This is a genomic window from Micromonospora sp. BQ32 (assembly GCF_059358895.1).
Map to the genome: position 1 here is coordinate 106611 of NZ_JCADBI010000020.1, position 16495 is coordinate 123105.

The window sequence follows — 16495 nt, forward strand, 5'->3', positions numbered from 1 at the left end:
CACCTCCCTTATCTGTCTGGCGAGGCGCTTTACCCGATCCGCGTCCGTCGTACACGCCGCTGCCCCTAGAGCGCCGACATGTCCCCGGTGTCGTACAGCTCGGCGCGGTCCGGGTCGGGCTCCCACAGATCCGGTTGGGCGGGCTCCCGCGCACCGATGCGCAGCGCCTCCAGTTGGGCGGCGAAGGACAGCCCGCCGAAGAGCGCCATCCCGGTCAGGTTGGCCCAGAGCAGCAGCGCCATCATGCCGGTCAGTGCGCCGTAGGTTTGCCCGAAGCCGTCACTGAACCGCACGTACGCGGCGAGTAGCAGGCTGGCCAGCCACCACAGCGCCGTGGCGATGCCGGCGCCGAACAACAGCCAGGACAGGCCGGGCTGGTTGCGGCGCGGCGCGTGTCGGAACAGCACGGCGACGGCGACGACGGTCAGCGCGAGGCTCAGCGGAAAGCGGATCACATCCCAGATGCCGTTGGCGACCGCGCCCCACTCGTAGTGTTCGCGGACCGAGTCTCCCATCGCGCCGCCGCCGACCAGGATCAGGAAGCCGGCGAGCGCGGGCAGGCCGGCGGTGACGGCCAACACGGCGGCGCGCAGGTATTTGCGCAGCGCCGGGCGGTCCCGTTCGACGCCGTAGATGCGGTTGGCGCCCCGCTCGATCTGGGCCATCGTGGTGGTGAGCGTGAACAGGCCGGTGAGCAGACCGAGGGTGAGCGCCAACTCTCCCGCGTCCTCGACGCGTTCGCCCTCCCCGAGCAGCTCGGCGACCATCTGTGCGCTCTGGCCGGGGGTGAGCGCCAGGACGGTGTCGGCGACCACCTGGCCGCCCTCCTCGACGCCCAACTCGCTGATCAGGCCGGTGAGGGCGATCAGGAACGGCACCACGGCGAGGCAGAGTTGCAGCGCGAAGGCCCGGGAGTGGCTGAACCCGTCGCCGTAGCGGAACCGGATGAACGCGTCCCGCAGCAGGTGCCAGCCGCCCTGCCCGCGCAGGGTGTGCCAGGCATCGTCGGCGGACAACTCCTCGTCGGCCATCAGCCGGGTCTCCGGCACGATCCGGGTGCTACTCACGGCGGGCTTCCTCGATCAGCTGCTCGCCCCGCTCTCCGGCGCCCTGCGCGTCGACGGCCAGGTCCGGGGATGCCTCCGGCTGGGGGACGCAGAGCCAGAGCGCCTGGGGCCGGACCTCCGCCCGCAGCTGCCGGCCCGGGGAGATCAGGTCGCCGTCCAACTCCCGAGGTTGCGCCCGGTTGCTGGTGACCACCACGCGCCGGCCCCGGAACACCTCCAGCTGCGGCACCCGGCCGTTGCGGCGGATCACCGCCCAGCCGAGCGCCAGCCAGTGCCGCAGGTTGCGCGGGGTGAGCACGGCGACGTCGAGCCAGCCGTCGTCCGGTTCGGCCTCGGTCAGCAGGGTGACACCGCCCTGCAGCCGGCCGACGTTGGCGATCAGGACCGAACGGGCCCGGCGGCGCAGCGGCGGCCGGTCGTCGATGCGGATCTGCACCCGCATCGGCCGGTCCCGTAGGTGACGGGCGGCACCCACCACGTACGCCGGCCAGCCGATGCGGGCCTTGGTGGTCTCGTTGGTGGCTTCGAGCATCTGGGCGTCGAAGCCCATGCCGGCCATCACAGTGAAGTACTTGTCCTCGACAGCGCCGACGTCGAGCAGCCGCCGACCGCGTTCGACGGCGACCTGCAACCCGGCGGCCAGGTCGGTGGAGAGCCCCAGGTTGGCGGCGAGCAGGTTGCCGGTGCCCTGCGGCAGCACGGCGAGGGCCACATCCGTGCCGACCAACCCGCTGACGCAGGACATCACGGTGCCGTCGCCCCCGCAGGCGAAGACCAGGTCGACGCCGGCCTTGACGGCCTGCTCGGTCTGACCGCGACCCGGGTCGTCGACCGTCGTCTCGTACCACTGCGGCGCGGGCCAACCGGCCGCGGTCAGGGCGTCGTCGACGGTACGGCGCAACTCGTCGAGATCGTCGACCTTGACTGGGTTGACCACCACGGCGGAGCGCAACCGGCCGTCGCCGCCTGAGGGCCGCCTGTCCTGTCCAGCATTCACGGCGTCAGTGTGCAGCACCCGGACGGCTTCAGCGACCCGGCGACCGGCAGGCGTCGGAAGTGCCACAGACAGGTTTCAGGACGAGGCCACCCGTCAGGCCGCCGCCCGCAATGCGAGCTCCACTCGCCGGCGCAGATCGTCGAGGTCGACCCCGGACTCGGTGAGCACCAACGCCCCCAGCCCGTTCCCCTCCCGGAGCACCCCGAGCAGGATGTGCTCGGTGCCGATGTGCCGGTGGCGCAGCCGCAGGGCCTCCCGCAGGGACAGCTCCAGCACCTTCTTCGAGCGGGGCGAGAACGGGCCGCCGAGGTACCGCTTACGCCCCCAGCGGCGGCGTGGCGCCGGCACCGCCTCCCGTAGCGCGTCCGGGCCGAAGGACTGCTCGATGCGGGCCACGATCGCGGCCAGGTCGATGCCGATCTCCCGCAGCGCCGCCGCGTCCGCGTCGCCGAGGCCCGCGCCGCCGCTGGCGGTGTGCCGCCGGACGCGTTCGCGCAGGTCGTCGGCGCGCACCCCGGCGTCGGCGAGCACCCGGCTGGCCAGCCCGGCCTCGTCGGCGAGCAGGGCGAGCAGCAGGTGCTCGGTGCCGACCGGCCGCTGGCCCTCGGCCCGCGCCTCCTCCAGCGCCCGGCGCACCACGTCGCGCGCCCGGTCGGTGAACCGTTCGAACATCACGCCTCCCAGGATGAGTTGACCGCCGGTCGCCCGGCGTGCTTCTTGTGCACTGCCTGCCGACTGACCTCGAGCGCGTCGGCGATCTCCTGCCAGGACCAGCCCTGTCGTCGGGCGTTGTCCACCTGGACCACCTCAAGCCGCTCGAGCAGCCGGCGTAGCGCGCGGACGGCGCGCAGCCCGACCCGGGGGTCGGTGCTGCCGGCTGCCGCCGCGAGTTCTGTCGCCTGACTCATGCCGTCAACATACGTTGACGACCCTCCGGGTGTCAACCCTGGTTGACGAGAGGTCGTCGCAGCCGATCTGACCCGCCGCCGTGCTCATCCGACTACCCTCGGTCAGGGACAGCTTGGTCGTGCCGGGCGCGACGCCCGGGAGGTGATATCGGATGGCCGCACCCGCCGACGCAGCGGTGCTGGTCGGCCTCGGGTCGGAACTCGACCTCCCGGTCGTCGAACAGGCCGCGCAGGAGGCCGCCGGCCACGGCCGGCCGCTGCACCTGCTGCACACCTTCGACTGGCGCGCGGCCTTCGCCGCCGACACCGTCGCCGTACCCCGTGACCAGGCCGAGAAGCTGATCACCCGCGCCGCCCAGCTCGCCCACCAGACCGAGCCGGGGCTGACCGTACGCGCCGAGATCGTCGAGAGCGCCATGCTGCCCACCCTCATCCGCCGCTCGGAGGTCGCCTTCCTGCTGGCCGTCGGCGACAGCGGCATGGCGGGCAGCGGCCAGTGCGTTCCGGCCGAGACGACCGCCGTGCAGTTGGCCGCACGGGCCGGCTGCCCCCTGTTGGTGGTCCGGCGTGAGCCGCCGCCGCAGGGTCCGGTGCTGGTGGGCGTGGACGGCTCCCCCAGCTCACACCTCGCCCTGCAATGGGCCGTGGAGTGCGCCGCCCGCCGGGGCGCCCGACTGCTGGCGCTGCGGGTGGTGGAGTACGACGAGGACACCGACGCGGTCGCCGAGCAGCTCAGCGAGGCACTGGCCCGGCACACCGACCGACACAGCGCGGTGCCGACCGAGGGCCGGGTGGTGCGCGGCGACCCCGCCGAAGTGCTGATCGACACGTCCCGCAACACGCAGGTGGCGCTGGTCGCCGCCCGCGGCGACGAACCGGGCCGGGCCATGCTGGGCGCGGTCGCCCAGTCCCTGCTCTACCACTCCCCGGCACCGGTGGTCGTCGTCCGCGGCCTGGCCGAGGCGCCGCTGACCGGGCCTGACGCCCACCCGGTGCAGGACCAACGGCCCTGAATTCGGGCGCCGCGGCGGCCAGGCTGAACGTCGGACGCCCCACACCTACCCGCGAGAGGCAGCATGATGGACACCGCTCTCGACGTGCACCGCGCCCTCACCGACGACGAGCTGCGCCGGCTGGACGCCTACTGGCGCGCCGCGAACTACCTCACCGTCGGGCAGATCTACCTGTTGGACAATCCGCTGCTGCGCGAGCCGCTGACCCCCGACGACATCAAACCCCGCCTGCTCGGGCACTGGGGCACCAGCCCCGGCCTCAACCTGATCTACGCCCACCTCAACCGGGTGATCGTGGCGCGCGACGTCAACGCCATGCTGGTCACCGGCCCCGGCCACGGCGGCCCGGCCATCGTGGCCAACACCTGGCTGGAGGGCACCTGGTCGGAGCGCTACCACGACGTGGCGCGCGACGAGGCCGGGATGGCCCGGCTCTTTCGCCAGTTCTCCTTTCCGGGCGGCATCCCCAGCCACGTCGCGGCGGACGTGCCGGGTTCGATCCACGAGGGCGGCGAGCTGGGGTACGCGTTGAGCCACGCCTACGGCGCCGCGTTCGACCACCCGGATCTGCTGGTGGCCTGCGTGGTAGGCGACGGCGAGGCGGAGACCGGGCCGCTGGCCGGCAGTTGGCTCTCCGACGTGTTCCTCAACCCGGCGCGCGACGGCGCGGTGCTGCCCATTCTGCACCTCAACGGTTACAAGATCGCCAACCCGACCGTGCTGTCCCGGATCCCCGAGACCGACCTGCTCGACCTCATGCGCGGGTCGGGTTACCAGCCGTACGTGGTGGCCGGCGACGAGCCCGCCCAGGTGCATCGGATCCTCGCCGCGACGCTGGACCGCGTGCTGGACGAGATCGCCGAGATCCAGCGGCGGGCCCGCTCCGGTGGCGTCGTCGAACGTCCCCGCTGGCCGATGATCATTCTGCGGACGCCGAAGGGCTGGACCGGCCCACGTGAGGTCGACGGCACCCAGGTGGAGGGGACCTACCGCGCCCACCAGGTGCCGCTGTCGGGCGTACGCGACAAGCCGGAACACCTGGCCGAGCTGGAGCACTGGCTGCGCAGCTACCGGCCGGAGGAGCTGTTCGACGCCACCGGCGCGCCGGTGGACGAGTTGCTGACGCTGCCGCCGCGCGGTGACCGGCGGATGAGTGCCAACCCGGTCACCAACGGCGGTGTGGTGCTGCGCGACCTGACCCTGCCGGACTTCCGCGACTACGGCGTGGAGGTTCCCGAACCGGGTACGCCGATCGCCGGCGCGACCGGGGTGCTCGGCCCGTGGATCCGCGACGTGATCAGCGCCAACCCGGAGACGTTCCGGCTGTTCGGCCCGGACGAGATCGCGTCCAACCGGCTGGGCGCCGCGTTCGAGGTGACCGACCGGGCCTGGGTGGCCGCCACCGAGCCCGGCGACGACCACCTCTCCCCCGACGGGCGGGTGATGGAGGTGCTCTCCGAGCACCTGTGCCAGGGCTGGCTGGAGGGCTACCTGCTGACCGGCCGGCACGGGGTGTTCACCAGCTACGAGGCGTTCATCCACATCGTCGACTCGATGCTCAACCAGCACGCCAAGTGGCTGAAGGTGACCCGGGCCATCCCCTGGCGGCAGCCGATCGCCTCGTTGAACTACCTGCTGTCCAGCCACGTCTGGCGGCAGGACCACAACGGCTTCTCCCACCAGGACCCGGGCTTCATCGACCACGTCGTCAACAAGAAGGCCGAGGTGGTGCGGGTCTATCTGCCGCCGGACGCCAACACGCTGCTCGCCACCATGGACCACTGCCTGCGCAGCCGGCACTACATCAACGTGGTGGTGGCCGGTAAGCAGGCCGCGCCGAACTGGCTGACGATGACCGAGGCGATCCAGCACACCCGGCGTGGCCTGGGCATCTGGGAGTGGGCCAGCAACGACGGCGGCACCGAACCGGACGTGGTGCTGGCCTGCTGCGGAGACGTGCCCACCCTGGAGACGTTGGCCGCCGTCGAGCTGCTGCGCCAGAACCTGCCGACGTTGAAGGTGCGCCTGGTCAACGTGGTCGACCTGATGCGACTCCAGCCGGACACCGAGCATCCACACGGCCTGACCGACAACGAGTTCGACACCATCTTCACCCAGGACCGGCCCATCATCTTCGCGTACCACGGCTATCCGTGGCTGATCCACCGTCTCACCTACCGCCGCACCAACCACGAGAACCTGCACGTGCGCGGTTACAAGGAGGAGGGCACCACCACCACCCCGTTCGACATGGTGATGCTCAACGACCTGGACCGCTTCCACCTGGTCATCGACGTCATCGACCGGGTGCCCGGGCTGGCCGCCAGCGCCGCGCACCTGCGCCAACGGATGGTCGACGCCCGGCAGGCGGCCCGCGACTACACCCGGCAGTACGGCGAGGACGACCCCCAGGTCGCCGAATGGCGCTGGGTCCGGGAGACCGACCCGACCACCCCCTGAAGGAGAACGACGTGCGCGACGCGGAGATCCTGGTCGGTTACGACGGTTCCACCGACGCCTCGGTGGCCCTGAACTGGGCCGTGGAGGAGTCGCGGCACAGCGGCCAGCCGGTGCGACTGGCGTACGTCTTCGAATGGCTGACCGTGGCCAGCTGGGTCGGTCCGGGTGTGGCGCCCGGCGTGTGGCCCGATGACACCGCCCGCCGGCAGGTCGAGGACCTGGTCGGCAAGGCCGCGGCGGACGCCACCGCGGCCAACCCCGGGCTGGAGATCACCGGCGAGGTGTACGACGGGCCGCCCGCGCTGGTGTTGCAGGAACGCTCGGCCGAGGCCGGGATGCTGGTGCTCGGCAGCCGGGGCCACGGCGGATTCGGTGGCCTGCTGGCCGGGTCGACGGCGGTCTCGGTCGCCGCGCACGCCCACTGCCCGGTCGTGGTGGTCCGGGACGGGGCCGACAACGCCGCGACCGACACGTCGAGCCGCCCGGTGGCGGTCGGGGTGGACGGCTCGGAACCGTCGCTGGTGGCGCTCGGCTTCGCGGCCGAACGGGCGGCGCAGCGACAGCTGCCGCTGCGCGTCCTGCACGCCTGGACACCGGGCCCCGGCGGGGCAGCCGGGGTACCCGACGAGCGGGCCGCCGTGGAGCAGGCGCTGGAGCCGTGGCGGCGGACGTTCCCCGAGCTGGCGGTGACCGTCGACCTGGTGTCGACCAGCCCGGCGGCGATGCTGATCGAGGCGAGTCGGGACGCGCGGCTGGTCGTGGTCGGCAGTCGGGGTCGGGGCGGGCTGGCCGGCATGCTGCTCGGCTCGGTCAGCCAACAACTCATCCAGCACACCGCCTGCCCGGTCGCCGTGGTCCGCGAACGCTGACCGCGGACGCCCCGCGCGCCATCGACGGTGAACACGGTCAGGCGGCCAGCACCGCGGCCTCCAGGGTCGGGTCCAGCCCGATCGAGCTGCGTTGCGGTCGCCCGGCACGCGGCGGAACCGCACCGACGTCGCGGAGCCAGCGCCAGGTGTCCGCGACGGTTTCGGCCACCGGCCGGCAGGTCAACCCGGCGGCGAGGGCCCGGGTCACGTCCTGCTCCAGCAACCCCCGGTACGGGTGGCCGCGCGGCAGCCAGATCGGCAGGTCGCTCCACGGCTGCACCCCGGCGGCGAGGATCGGTGCCGGATCGGTCCAGCGCAGCCGGGCGTCGGCACCGGTGGCGGCCACGCACGCGTCGAGCAGCTCGCCCATCGTGGTCTGCGTCGGACGACCGATCGCGTTGAACGTGCCGGCCAGCCGTCGGGCGCCCGCGGCCAGCATCCAGCCCGCCAGGTCGCGGACGTCGACGTACTGCACCGGCAGGTCAGCCGGGCCGGGGGCGAGCACGTCCCCGCCCCGCTCGATCCGTCGTAGCCACCAGGGCAACCGGCCGATGTCCTCGCCCGGGCCCAGGATCAGGCCGGCCCGGGCGAGCAGCGCGCGCTGACCGAACACCTCCCGCACAGCGCGCTCGGCACCGGCCTTGAGCTGCGGGTAGTCGCCGTCGACGGAGCCCGGGTCGGCGTCCACCACCGGGGAGTCCTCAGCCAACCCGGGGCGGGCATGGTCGGTGTAGACCGACCCACTGGACACGTACACGTAGTGGCCCACCGTGTCGACCAGGGCGCGAGCGGCGTCGCCGGCGGCCCGCGGCGCACCGTCCCAGGTGTCCACCGCGACGTCCCACTCGCCGCCGGCCAGCGCGGCCAGGCCGTCCGGGGCGGTCCGGTCACCCCGCAACCGGTGGACGCCGGACGGCACCGTGCCGTGCAGCCCCCGGTTGAACACCGTCACCGACCAGCCGCGACGCACGGCCTCGGTGACCGTGGCCCCACCGACGAAGCCCGTACCGCCCAGCACCAGCAGTCTCATGCGCTCCACCCTGCCGGCCCGGGTCGGCGCAGGACACCCCTGTTCACCGGCAGCGGATCTGCCCGTGGCAGAACTCCGAGGTGGGCAGGAGGGTACGGGCGTTCACCAGCGGACCTCGTCCAGCATGCAGGAAAGCCGCTCAGGGCATGGTCAACAGAGCCGCCGATTGCGAAACTGCTTCAATCCGCGGCACCACGGGCAATCGAGGCGCTTGACGCATTTGGTGACCATGTGTGCCGACCAGATGACCCCAGGTGCCCGATCGGTGGGCCCAACCGCAACCCGAGGCTGGCTCGACGTCGGCACAACCCGGACGGAGAAGGGAATGTCCAGCACACCGCTGTCCCTGCCGCAGCCATCCGCGCGGACGCCCGAGTTCGGCCGGGACGCGCTCATCGTCTGCGAGAACCTGGTGCGGATCTACCAGACCGGTTCGATCGAGGTGCAGGCACTGCAGGGACTGGACCTGGCCGTGGAGAGCGGTGAGCTGGTCGCCGTCGTCGGTGCCTCCGGGTCGGGCAAGTCGACGCTGCTCTCCATCCTGGCCGGCATCGACGCCCCCACCGCCGGGCGGGTCCGGGTCGACCGGTGGAATCTGCTGGCGATGTCCCGCGCGGACCGGGTGGACTACCGGCGGCACACCGTCGGGTTCGTACGGCAGCAGACGGCGAGCAACCTCATCCCTTACCTGACCGCACGGGAGATGGTGGCCCTGCCGATGACGGCGGCCCGTACCGCGAAGAAGGAGCGCCGGGAGCGCGCGGCCGAGCTGCTGGACAGCCTCGGTGTCGCCGACTGCGCCGATCGACGCCCCGGGCAACTCTCCGGAGGGCAGCAGATGCGGGTCGCGATCGCGGTGGCGCTGGCCAACCAGCCGCAGGTCCTGCTCGCCGACGAGCCGACCGGCGAGCTGGACGCCGCCACGTCCGCGGAGGTCTTCGGCGTGCTGCGGGACGTCAACCGGCGGTACGGCGTCACCGTCGTCGTGGTAACCCACGATCCGGAGGTCAGCGGCCAGGTCGAGCGGACCGTCGCGATCCGGGACGGGCGCACCAGCAGCGAGGTGCTGCGCCGCACCACCACCGACGCGGAGGGCGACACGCACATAGTCGCCGAAGAGTACGCCGTGATGGACCGGGCCGGGCGCGTCCAGGTGCCCCGCGAGTTCCGCCAGGCGCTGGCGCTGACCCGACGGGTCCGGCTGGCCCTGGAACCTGACCACATCACGATCCGCCCCGACTCGGGAAGCGGCGAATGAGCAGCGAGCCGCTGCTCAGCGTGCGCGGCGTACACCGGCGCTTCCGCACCGGGCCGACCGTCGTACACGCCCTGCGCGGCGTGTCGTTCGACGTGGCCGCCGGTTCGATGGTGGCGCTCGTCGGCCGGTCCGGCTCGGGCAAGACCACCCTGCTCAACGTCATCGGCGGCCTGGACCGCCCGGACGCCGGCACCGTGCACGTCGACGGCACCGACGTCACCGCGCTCAACGAGGATGGTCTGTCCCGGCTGCGGCGCGAGAAGGTGTCGTACGTCTTCCAGAGCTTCGGGTTGATCCCGGTGCTGTCGGCCGCGGAGAACGTCGCGGCCCCGCTGCGGATGGCCCGCGTCGCCCCAACCGAGCGCGAGCGGCGGGTCGAGTTGCTGCTGGAGCTGATCGGCCTGGCCGACCACGCCCGGCAGCGGCCGGCCGAGCTGTCCGGCGGCCAGCAGCAGCGGGTGGCGATCGCCCGCGCGCTGGCCGCCTCGCCCCAGCTTCTGCTCGCCGACGAGCCCACCGGGCAACTGGACGCCGAGACAGGTCTGTCGGTGATGGCCCTGCTGCGCGGGATAGTGGAATCCGAAGGCGTCACCGTACTGGTGTCGACGCACGACGCGGTGATGATGGCCCTGGCCGACCGGGTGATCCGCATCCACGACGGGCACCTCGACGAACGGGCGGCCGAGCAGCCGTACGCGCCCGTACTGGACGCCGGGTGACGCGACGATGAGGCTGGTCAGCCGGCGCGCCCGGGCGCAGTGGCCGTTACTGGCAGCCCTCCTCGGGGTCGTCACGATCGGCGCGACCCTGCTGGGTACCTGCACCCTGCTGATCACCCGCACCGCCGAGCGGGCGCTGGAGGTCGCCATGGCCCGCGCCGCCCCCGCCGCCGTCGACGTGACCGTCTACACCGGCACCGTCGAGGGCCGGGACACGCTGTCCGTCACCGCCGACACCCGCGCCGTGGTGGCCTCCGCCCTCGCACCGTTCCCGGTGACAACAACCGCGCGGGCGTCCACAGTGCTGCGGGCGCTGCCGCCCGGGCTCGCCAAGGGCACCACCGTCCCGGCCCAGGCGTACCTGTCGGGGCTGGACGACCTGCCGGCCCGAGGCGAGCTGGTCACCGGGCGCTGGCCACAGCACCCTGGCGACGCGGTGCTGCTGGAGTCCACCGCACAACTGCTCGGCCTCACCCCCGGTCGCCGGGTACGCCTCGGCGCGGAACTGGCCCACGAGCCCGTCCCGGCCATCGACGTGACCGTCGTCGGTGTGGTACGCCCGCTGCCGGGGCGCGGCTGGGACCGCGACCCGCTGGCCGCGGCCGGCTCCGCCACCGGCTACCGGGACGGCCGCTTCCTGCAGCCGGTCAACGCCTACGGCCCGTTCCTCGTCGACCTCGCCGACCTGGTCACCACCGGTGCCACCGTCGACCGGATGGAGGTCACCGCCCATCCGGACCTGTCCCACCCCAACCGCCACGACCTGGAGACCGCGGTCGGGGCCATTCGCAGTGCCGACCGCCGGCTGGCGGGCACCCTCGGCGACCGCGTCCAGCTCGCACGTGTCTTCTCCGACCTGCCGCTGACCCTGCGGTCCGCCGACGACCAACGGCACGTCACCGCCGCCGTCGTACTCGCCATCGCCGTCCTCGGCGGTGTCCTGGCCGCGACGGCACTCGTCCTCGCCGGCCGGCTGACCACGGGCATACGCGCCGAAGAGACCGCCCTGCGGTCCGCCCTGGGCACCAGCCGCCGCCAACTCGCCGCCACCGCGACACTCGAGGCCGGGCTCGTCGCCGCCGTCGCCGCCGCGCTCGCGATACCGGCCTCGTCGGCCCTGCACGCCGGCTTGACCCACCTGCCGCCGCTGGACGGCGCCGGCCTGACCGTCCGACCGGCCATCGTCGGTGCCCAGGTCCTCGTGGTCGCCGCCGGCGCGCTGGTGCTCGCCGCTGTGCTCACCGTCCTGGCGATCCGGCCGGTCCCGGCAGCCGGCGACCAGCGCACCCGCCGCGAACTGCTGGCCCGATCCGGCGCCGACCTGATGCTCGCGGTATTCGCCGCCGTCGGATGGTGGCAGCTGTACGCGCAGTCCACCGCAGCCAGCCCACGCGCCGACGCGGTCCGGGTGCTCGCGCCGGCGCTGCTGCTCACCGCAGGCGCCGCCCTGGCTCTCCGGGTGGTACTGCCCGCCCTTCGCGGCGCCGACCGGCTGGCGTACCGCGCCCGCGGGCTGGCGCTTCCGCTGGCGGTCTCCGAGGCCGCCCGCCGGCCACAAGCGGTCGCCGCCGGGCTGCTCGTCGGACTGGCCTGCGCGGCCGCAACCTTCGGCCTCGCCTTCGACGACACGTGGCACCAGTCGCAGCGCGACCAGGCCGCGCTCTCCGTCGGCACCGACCTGGCACTCACCCTCAGCACGGCACCGGTGGCCGGAGACGGCGCGGTCGTCAGCGCGGCCACCGCGGGGGCCGTGAGTCCGGCCCTCGACCGTGGTACCACCGTCGGTCAGTGGCTCGGCAGCGCCGGCGATGCGCCGCGACTGGTCGCCGTCGACACCACCCGCGCCGACGCGCTGCTGCGCGGGCGGCTGGACAGCGACCGCGGATGGGCGGACGTGGGTGCCACGCTGGCGCCACGCACCCGGGTCACCGGCCTCCCCATTCCGAATGGCGCCCCGCTCGTCCTGAGCGGGACCGCCGCCGGCGACACCCCGCTCACCGTGACGCCCCGGCTGCTGCTGCAGGACGGCACCGGCCTCCGCACGTCCTGCACCGGTCCCGCCGTACCGCTCGACGGCCAGGAGTTTCGGCTGCCCGCCTGCGCGACGGCTGACGGGCTGCGCCTCGTCGCGGTCGCTCTGCCGGTCACCGCCGGCCCGGTCGGCGGAACCGTCGCCGTAGCCGTCACACTCACCGTGCCGCCGGCCGGGTCGGCGGAGAGGTCCACCGACGGATCGGATTGGACCGCCACGTCCGCGCCGCCGGTCCCGAGCAGGTTGAGCGACCCGGCCGTCGTGGTGTCCGCCACGCCGACGGGAACGGCGCTGCGGATGGCCGCGACCGTCGACCTCGGCGGCGCCGAGGAGGCCGCCCGGACCCTCGTCGCCACCGCCTTCCCGGACCCCGGCCCGGTGCCCGTGGCCGTCTCCGCCCGCTTTGCCAGCGAGGTCGGTGCCGAGAGCGGCAGCCGGCTCAGCGTCACGGTCGGCATCACGCCCGTCCCGATCGTCGTCGCCGAGGTCGTGCCGACCGTACCGTCCGCCCCCGGCGCCGTCGCCGTCCTGGCCGACCTGGACACGCTGTCCCGCGCACGCGTCGTCACCGGTGACCTGACGTTCCCGGTCGACGCGTGGTGGGTCGGCCACCCAGCCGGTCCCGGTGCCGCCGAGCGGGCCACCGCCCTGCACCTGGGCACCGTCGCGACGCGCGAGGCGGAGATCGCCCGCCTCACCAGCGGCCCGCTGCGCGCCGGGGTGCCGGCCGCGCTCCGGCTCATCGTCCCGGCCGCGGCCCTGCTGCTGCTCGCCGGCGTCGTCCTGCACGTCACCTGTGATCTCCAGGCCCGCGCCGTCGAGGTGACGCGGCTGCGCGGCCTGGGGATGTCCCGGCGCGGCATCCGGGCCGTGCTGCTCGGCCAGCACGCCGGCGTTCTGCTGCCCCTGCTCGCGGCGGGCGCGGCCGTCGGCGCGCTCGCCACCCGCGTCGTCGCTCCCCTGCTCGTGCGCTCCGACACCGGCGCCGCGCCCGTTCCGGCCACCCAGCCACACTGGCCGTGGCCAGCCGAGGCCGCACTGCTCGCCGTACTGCTGGCCGGATGCATGCTGGCGGTCGCCGTCGTGGTCACCATCCAGGTCCGCCGGGCCGACGCCACGCACCTGCGGGTGACGCCGTGAAGCGGTGGCTGACCCGTCGGTGGCCGGCGCTGCACTGGCCCAGCGTCCGTGGCCGTGGCCGTACCGACGCCGGACCTCTGCTGCTCACCGCCGCCGTCATCGCGGCCGTCGCGCTGCTCGCCGGGGCCGCGCCGGCGCTGCTCCGCGCCGCCGCCGACAACGCCGTCCAGGACACGGTCCGCCGCGCTGGCCACGACTCGAACGTCCTCGTACACGCCAACTGGGAACGCGACGACGGGCCGAACGGCGGGCGGGTCCGGATGCCCCGCCTCGCCGAGGAGGTCGACGACTTCCGCGCCCGGGCGACGTACGCGCTCGGGCCCGACCTGGACGCCGCGCTGCTCCCGCCCGTCGCCGCAGTTAACGGCCCGATCCTCAGCATCACCGGCGGCAGCGTGCCGCGTACCTTCCAGTTCACCTACCTGGCCGGTGACCTCGGCGGCCCGGACCTGACCTGGATCGCCGGCAGCCCGCCCGGCCCCGCCGTCTCCGATGAGTACGTCGAGACCCCCTACGACGGACCCCCCTGGCCGGTGCAGGTCGGCCTCTCCGAGGCGGACGCCGCCGCACTCGACCTCGGCCCCGGCGATCGAATCCCGGTCAGGGACGGCCAGGGTCGCGACAAGGACGTCCGGATCAGCGGGATCTACCGACCCGCGGACAGCGCCGACCCAGCCTGGCGACTCGCCCCGGCGCTACTGCGCCCCGTGCCCGGCGCCGACGGCGTGGGGACCACCCGGTTCGCCGGCCTGCTGTCGCGCGAGTCGTTACCGGACGCCCGGCTCGCCATCGACGAGGACCAACTGCGGCGCACCGTCCACTTCGCACCCGCTCCCGACGCGCTCACCTGGGACGCCACCGCGGCGCTCGCCAGCCAGGTGGTCAAGCTCAAGGCAACCTCCGGCTCGTCAAGCGAGCGCGACCAGTCCCTGAAGTGGGAATCGCAGCTCGACAGCGCCCTGCGCGACGCTCGTACGCGGAACAGCGCCGCTTCCGCGCAGGCCGCCGTCCTGCTCGCCGGGGTGCTGACCGCCACGGTACTGGTCCTGCTGCTCGCCGCCGACCTGCTGGCCGGCCGCCGTACCCCGGTGCTGAGCGCTTCCCGGCAGCGTGGGGCGGCGCTACCCGACCTCGGTGCGGAACTGATCATCGAGTCCACCGTGGTGTCGCTGTCGGCCGCCGCCGTGGGGCTCGCACTGGCCCGCGCGGCCGTTCCCGGAGTCTCCTGGACCTGGGCCGTTCCCGTGGTGTTGGCCGGTGCGGTCGCCGGGCCGGCGTTCGGCATCCGCACCGCCGCCCGCGCCAGCCGCGACCGGCGCCAACCCGCCAACCCGGCCGCTCGGCGCTGGATCCGGGCCACCGGCCAGTTGCGCCGCGCCGCCGTGGAGGCCGCTGTCCTGATCGCCGCGGTCGCCGCCTTCGTCACACTGCACCAGCGCGGGCTCCTGCCCGTCGCCTCCGACGGTGACGCCGGTGAGCTGACCGGCGACCTGATCCTGCCGATCAGCGCCCTCGCTCTGGGCGCGCTCGTCGGCGCGCTCGTCCTGCTCCGGCTCCTGCCCCTCGGGGCGCGGTTCGCGCTCCGACAGGCCCTGCGCTCGCGCCGCCCGCTGGCCGTGTTCAGTGCCGCCCAGGCGGCCACCACGGCGGGGCGCGCGCTGCCGCCGCTGGTTCTGGTCAGTACCACGGCGCTCGCGTCGTTCGCGCTCATCCTCGGCGCCACCGTCACCCGGGGTCTGGCCGACGGCGCGTGGAGCACCGTCGGCGCCGACGCCCGCCTCGACGTCGGCGCCGACGCCGAGGCCGCCACGCCCGCACTCGCCGAGCGCATCGCCGCCGCACCCGGGGTACGGCAGGCTGTCGTCGCGCAGGTGACCGACTCGGCCCGCGTCTTCACCGAATCGACACTGCTCACCCCACGCCTGGTCATCGTGGACGCCGCCGCGTTCCAGCGCCTGCTGGCCACCACTCCGCTGCCCGACGCGCCGGCGCTGGCCCGGCTCACGGCACCCGGTCCTGGCCCCGGGGACGTCCCGGCGCTGGTCCGATCGGGCGGCGGCGATCTGCGGACCGGCACGCGGCTGCGGCTACCCCGGGACGGTGCCCCGGCGATCCATCTCGCCGCGATCGGTACCGCTCCCTCCGTCGGCGGCGCCGACGACGTCGTCATCGTGGACGCCGGGGCCCTCGCCGACGCCGGGCTGCCCGCCGTTCCGAATACCGTCTGGGTGACCGGCCCCGGCGCGGCGCGGTCCGTGTCGAACATCGGCGTCGCCGCCGACGTCGTGCTGCGCGCGGACGTCCTGCGGGCGCAGCGGGTGGCTCCGCTGACCGCAGGGCTGGTACGGCTGGCGTGGACGGCCGCCGCGGTGCTGCTGGCGCTGGGGTTGCTCGGCCTCGCGCTCGCCGCCGCCGCCGGTGCGTCGGAGCGGTGGCGGACCCTGACCCGGCTGCGGACCCTCGGCCTGCGGCCCCGCGACGCCCGCTGGGTCGCCGCCGGAGAGCTGCTGCCACCGGTCGTGGTCGCCGCGGTGTGCGGCCCGTTACTCGGGGTCCTGCTCGCACGCCTGACGCTCGGCCCGCTCGACCTGCGGCTGCTCACCGGCCAGGCGGCCGACCCGGCGGCGGTTCTACCGTGGTGGCTGCTGGGCCTGGTGAGCGTGGCGCTGCCGGCGGCGGCGGCCACGGTCGTACCTGTCGAGTCGGCGCTGCGGCGACGCGACCGGCTGAGCGAGGTACTCCGCGCCGGCGAGTAATCGGGAGGCAGAAACGCCGAGACCCGTTACCGGATATCCGGTAACGGGTCATCTGATCCGCGTGCATGGATGGTGGGCGATACTGGGTTTGAACCAGTGACCTCTTCCGTGTCAAGGAAGCGCGCTCCCACTGCGCCAATCGCCCGTGGTGGCCCCGTGAGGCACATCGCGAGCGGACGACGGGATTCGAACCCGCGACCCTCACCTTGGCAAGGTGATGCGCTACCAGCTGCGCTACGTCCGCAC

At 73.8% G+C, this 16495-nt stretch carries 12 protein-coding genes and 2 tRNA genes; 7 read left to right on the plus strand and 7 right to left on the minus strand.

The annotated features are described in order from the left end of the window. Window positions 1-65: 65 nt before the first annotated feature. The 4 genes from AC5L30_RS28990 to AC5L30_RS29005 all read right to left on the minus strand — a co-directional run bounded on the left by AC5L30_RS28990 (window position 66) and on the right by AC5L30_RS29005 (window position 2972). Entirely contained in the window at window positions 66-1067 is a 1002-nt protein-coding gene (locus AC5L30_RS28990; RefSeq protein WP_494871104.1) for a YihY/virulence factor BrkB family protein, read from the minus strand. Then, entirely contained in the window at window positions 1060-2064 is a 1005-nt protein-coding gene (locus AC5L30_RS28995; protein ID WP_494871105.1) for a diacylglycerol/lipid kinase family protein, read from the minus strand. The genes AC5L30_RS28990 and AC5L30_RS28995 overlap by 8 nt, the downstream gene beginning before the upstream one ends. Window positions 2065-2157: 93 nt before the next feature. Next, window positions 2158-2736: a Clp protease N-terminal domain-containing protein gene (locus tag AC5L30_RS29000; protein WP_494871132.1), complete on the minus strand. Its 579-nt coding sequence runs from the start codon at window positions 2734-2736 to the stop codon at window positions 2158-2160. Further along, window positions 2736-2972, minus strand: a complete 237-nt coding sequence (locus tag AC5L30_RS29005) for an HTH domain-containing protein (RefSeq protein WP_007457155.1) — start codon at window positions 2970-2972, stop codon at window positions 2736-2738. The genes AC5L30_RS29000 and AC5L30_RS29005 overlap by 1 nt, the downstream gene beginning before the upstream one ends. A 152-nt stretch (window positions 2973-3124) precedes the next feature. Between AC5L30_RS29005 and AC5L30_RS29010 the strand changes: the two genes are divergently transcribed. The 3 genes from AC5L30_RS29010 to AC5L30_RS29020 all read left to right on the plus strand — a co-directional run bounded on the left by AC5L30_RS29010 (window position 3125) and on the right by AC5L30_RS29020 (window position 7314). After that, window positions 3125-3985 carry a universal stress protein gene (locus AC5L30_RS29010; RefSeq protein WP_494871106.1) on the plus strand — a complete coding sequence of 287 codons (861 nt, stop codon included), beginning with the start codon at window positions 3125-3127 and terminating at the stop codon, window positions 3983-3985. A gap of 66 nt (window positions 3986-4051) precedes the next feature. Next, on the plus strand, window positions 4052-6445 hold the full coding sequence (locus AC5L30_RS29015) for a phosphoketolase family protein (RefSeq protein ID WP_494871134.1): 2394 nt from the start codon (window positions 4052-4054) through the stop codon (window positions 6443-6445). Further along, window positions 6406-7314: a universal stress protein gene (locus tag AC5L30_RS29020; protein ID WP_494871107.1), complete on the plus strand. Its 909-nt coding sequence runs from the start codon at window positions 6406-6408 to the stop codon at window positions 7312-7314. The genes AC5L30_RS29015 and AC5L30_RS29020 overlap by 40 nt, the downstream gene beginning before the upstream one ends. Before the next feature lie 37 nt (window positions 7315-7351). Here AC5L30_RS29020 and AC5L30_RS29025 read toward each other — a convergent pair whose 3' ends face one another. Beyond that, window positions 7352-8344 carry an NAD-dependent epimerase/dehydratase family protein gene (locus tag AC5L30_RS29025; RefSeq protein ID WP_494871109.1) on the minus strand — a complete coding sequence of 331 codons (993 nt, stop codon included), beginning with the start codon at window positions 8342-8344 and terminating at the stop codon, window positions 7352-7354. Between the two features lie 325 nt (window positions 8345-8669). Between AC5L30_RS29025 and AC5L30_RS29030 the strand changes: the two genes are divergently transcribed. The 4 genes from AC5L30_RS29030 to AC5L30_RS29045 are packed head-to-tail and all read left to right on the plus strand — an operon-like array spanning window position 8670 to window position 16249. Further along, complete coding sequence (locus AC5L30_RS29030; protein ID WP_494871111.1) at window positions 8670-9602, plus strand: ABC transporter ATP-binding protein; 933 nt, start codon at window positions 8670-8672, stop codon at window positions 9600-9602. Further along, the gene (locus AC5L30_RS29035; protein ID WP_494871113.1) at window positions 9599-10321 is read left to right on the plus strand and encodes an ABC transporter ATP-binding protein; all 723 of its coding nucleotides are present in this window, start codon (window positions 9599-9601) and stop codon (window positions 10319-10321) included. Before AC5L30_RS29030 ends, AC5L30_RS29035 begins: the two co-directional genes overlap by 4 nt. 7 nt (window positions 10322-10328) lie before the next feature. Continuing rightward, window positions 10329-13493 carry an FtsX-like permease family protein gene (locus AC5L30_RS29040; RefSeq protein ID WP_494871115.1) on the plus strand — a complete coding sequence of 1055 codons (3165 nt, stop codon included), beginning with the start codon at window positions 10329-10331 and terminating at the stop codon, window positions 13491-13493. Then, window positions 13490-16249 carry an FtsX-like permease family protein gene (locus AC5L30_RS29045; RefSeq protein ID WP_494871116.1) on the plus strand — a complete coding sequence of 920 codons (2760 nt, stop codon included), beginning with the start codon at window positions 13490-13492 and terminating at the stop codon, window positions 16247-16249. Before AC5L30_RS29040 ends, AC5L30_RS29045 begins: the two co-directional genes overlap by 4 nt. A gap of 70 nt (window positions 16250-16319) precedes the next feature. On the opposite strand, the gene AC5L30_RS29050 is transcribed toward AC5L30_RS29045, so the two are convergent. Together AC5L30_RS29050 and AC5L30_RS29055 are read right to left on the minus strand one after the other, a co-directional pair. Further along, window positions 16320-16394: transfer RNA gene (locus tag AC5L30_RS29050), tRNA-Val, on the minus strand. Between the two features lie 26 nt (window positions 16395-16420). Continuing rightward, window positions 16421-16493, minus strand: a tRNA-Gly gene (locus tag AC5L30_RS29055). Window positions 16494-16495: the final 2 nt, after the last annotated feature.

Coding starts and splice junctions, on each gene's coding strand:
- AC5L30_RS29000 (WP_494871132.1), bottom strand. CDS start 2,736: ATGTTCGAACGGTTCACCGACCGGGCGCGCGACGTGGTGCGCCGGGCG.
- AC5L30_RS29035 (WP_494871113.1), top strand. CDS start 9,599: ATGAGCAGCGAGCCGCTGCTCAGCGTGCGCGGCGTACACCGGCGCTTC.
- AC5L30_RS29030 (WP_494871111.1), top strand. CDS start 8,670: ATGTCCAGCACACCGCTGTCCCTGCCGCAGCCATCCGCGCGGACGCCC.
- AC5L30_RS29015 (WP_494871134.1), top strand. CDS start 4,052: ATGGACACCGCTCTCGACGTGCACCGCGCCCTCACCGACGACGAGCTG.
- AC5L30_RS29040 (WP_494871115.1), top strand. CDS start 10,329: ATGAGGCTGGTCAGCCGGCGCGCCCGGGCGCAGTGGCCGTTACTGGCA.
- AC5L30_RS29025 (WP_494871109.1), bottom strand. CDS start 8,344: ATGAGACTGCTGGTGCTGGGCGGTACGGGCTTCGTCGGTGGGGCCACG.
- AC5L30_RS29010 (WP_494871106.1), top strand. CDS start 3,125: ATGGCCGCACCCGCCGACGCAGCGGTGCTGGTCGGCCTCGGGTCGGAA.
- AC5L30_RS29020 (WP_494871107.1), top strand. CDS start 6,406: ATGGCGCTGGGTCCGGGAGACCGACCCGACCACCCCCTGAAGGAGAAC.
- AC5L30_RS29005 (WP_007457155.1), bottom strand. CDS start 2,972: ATGAGTCAGGCGACAGAACTCGCGGCGGCAGCCGGCAGCACCGACCCC.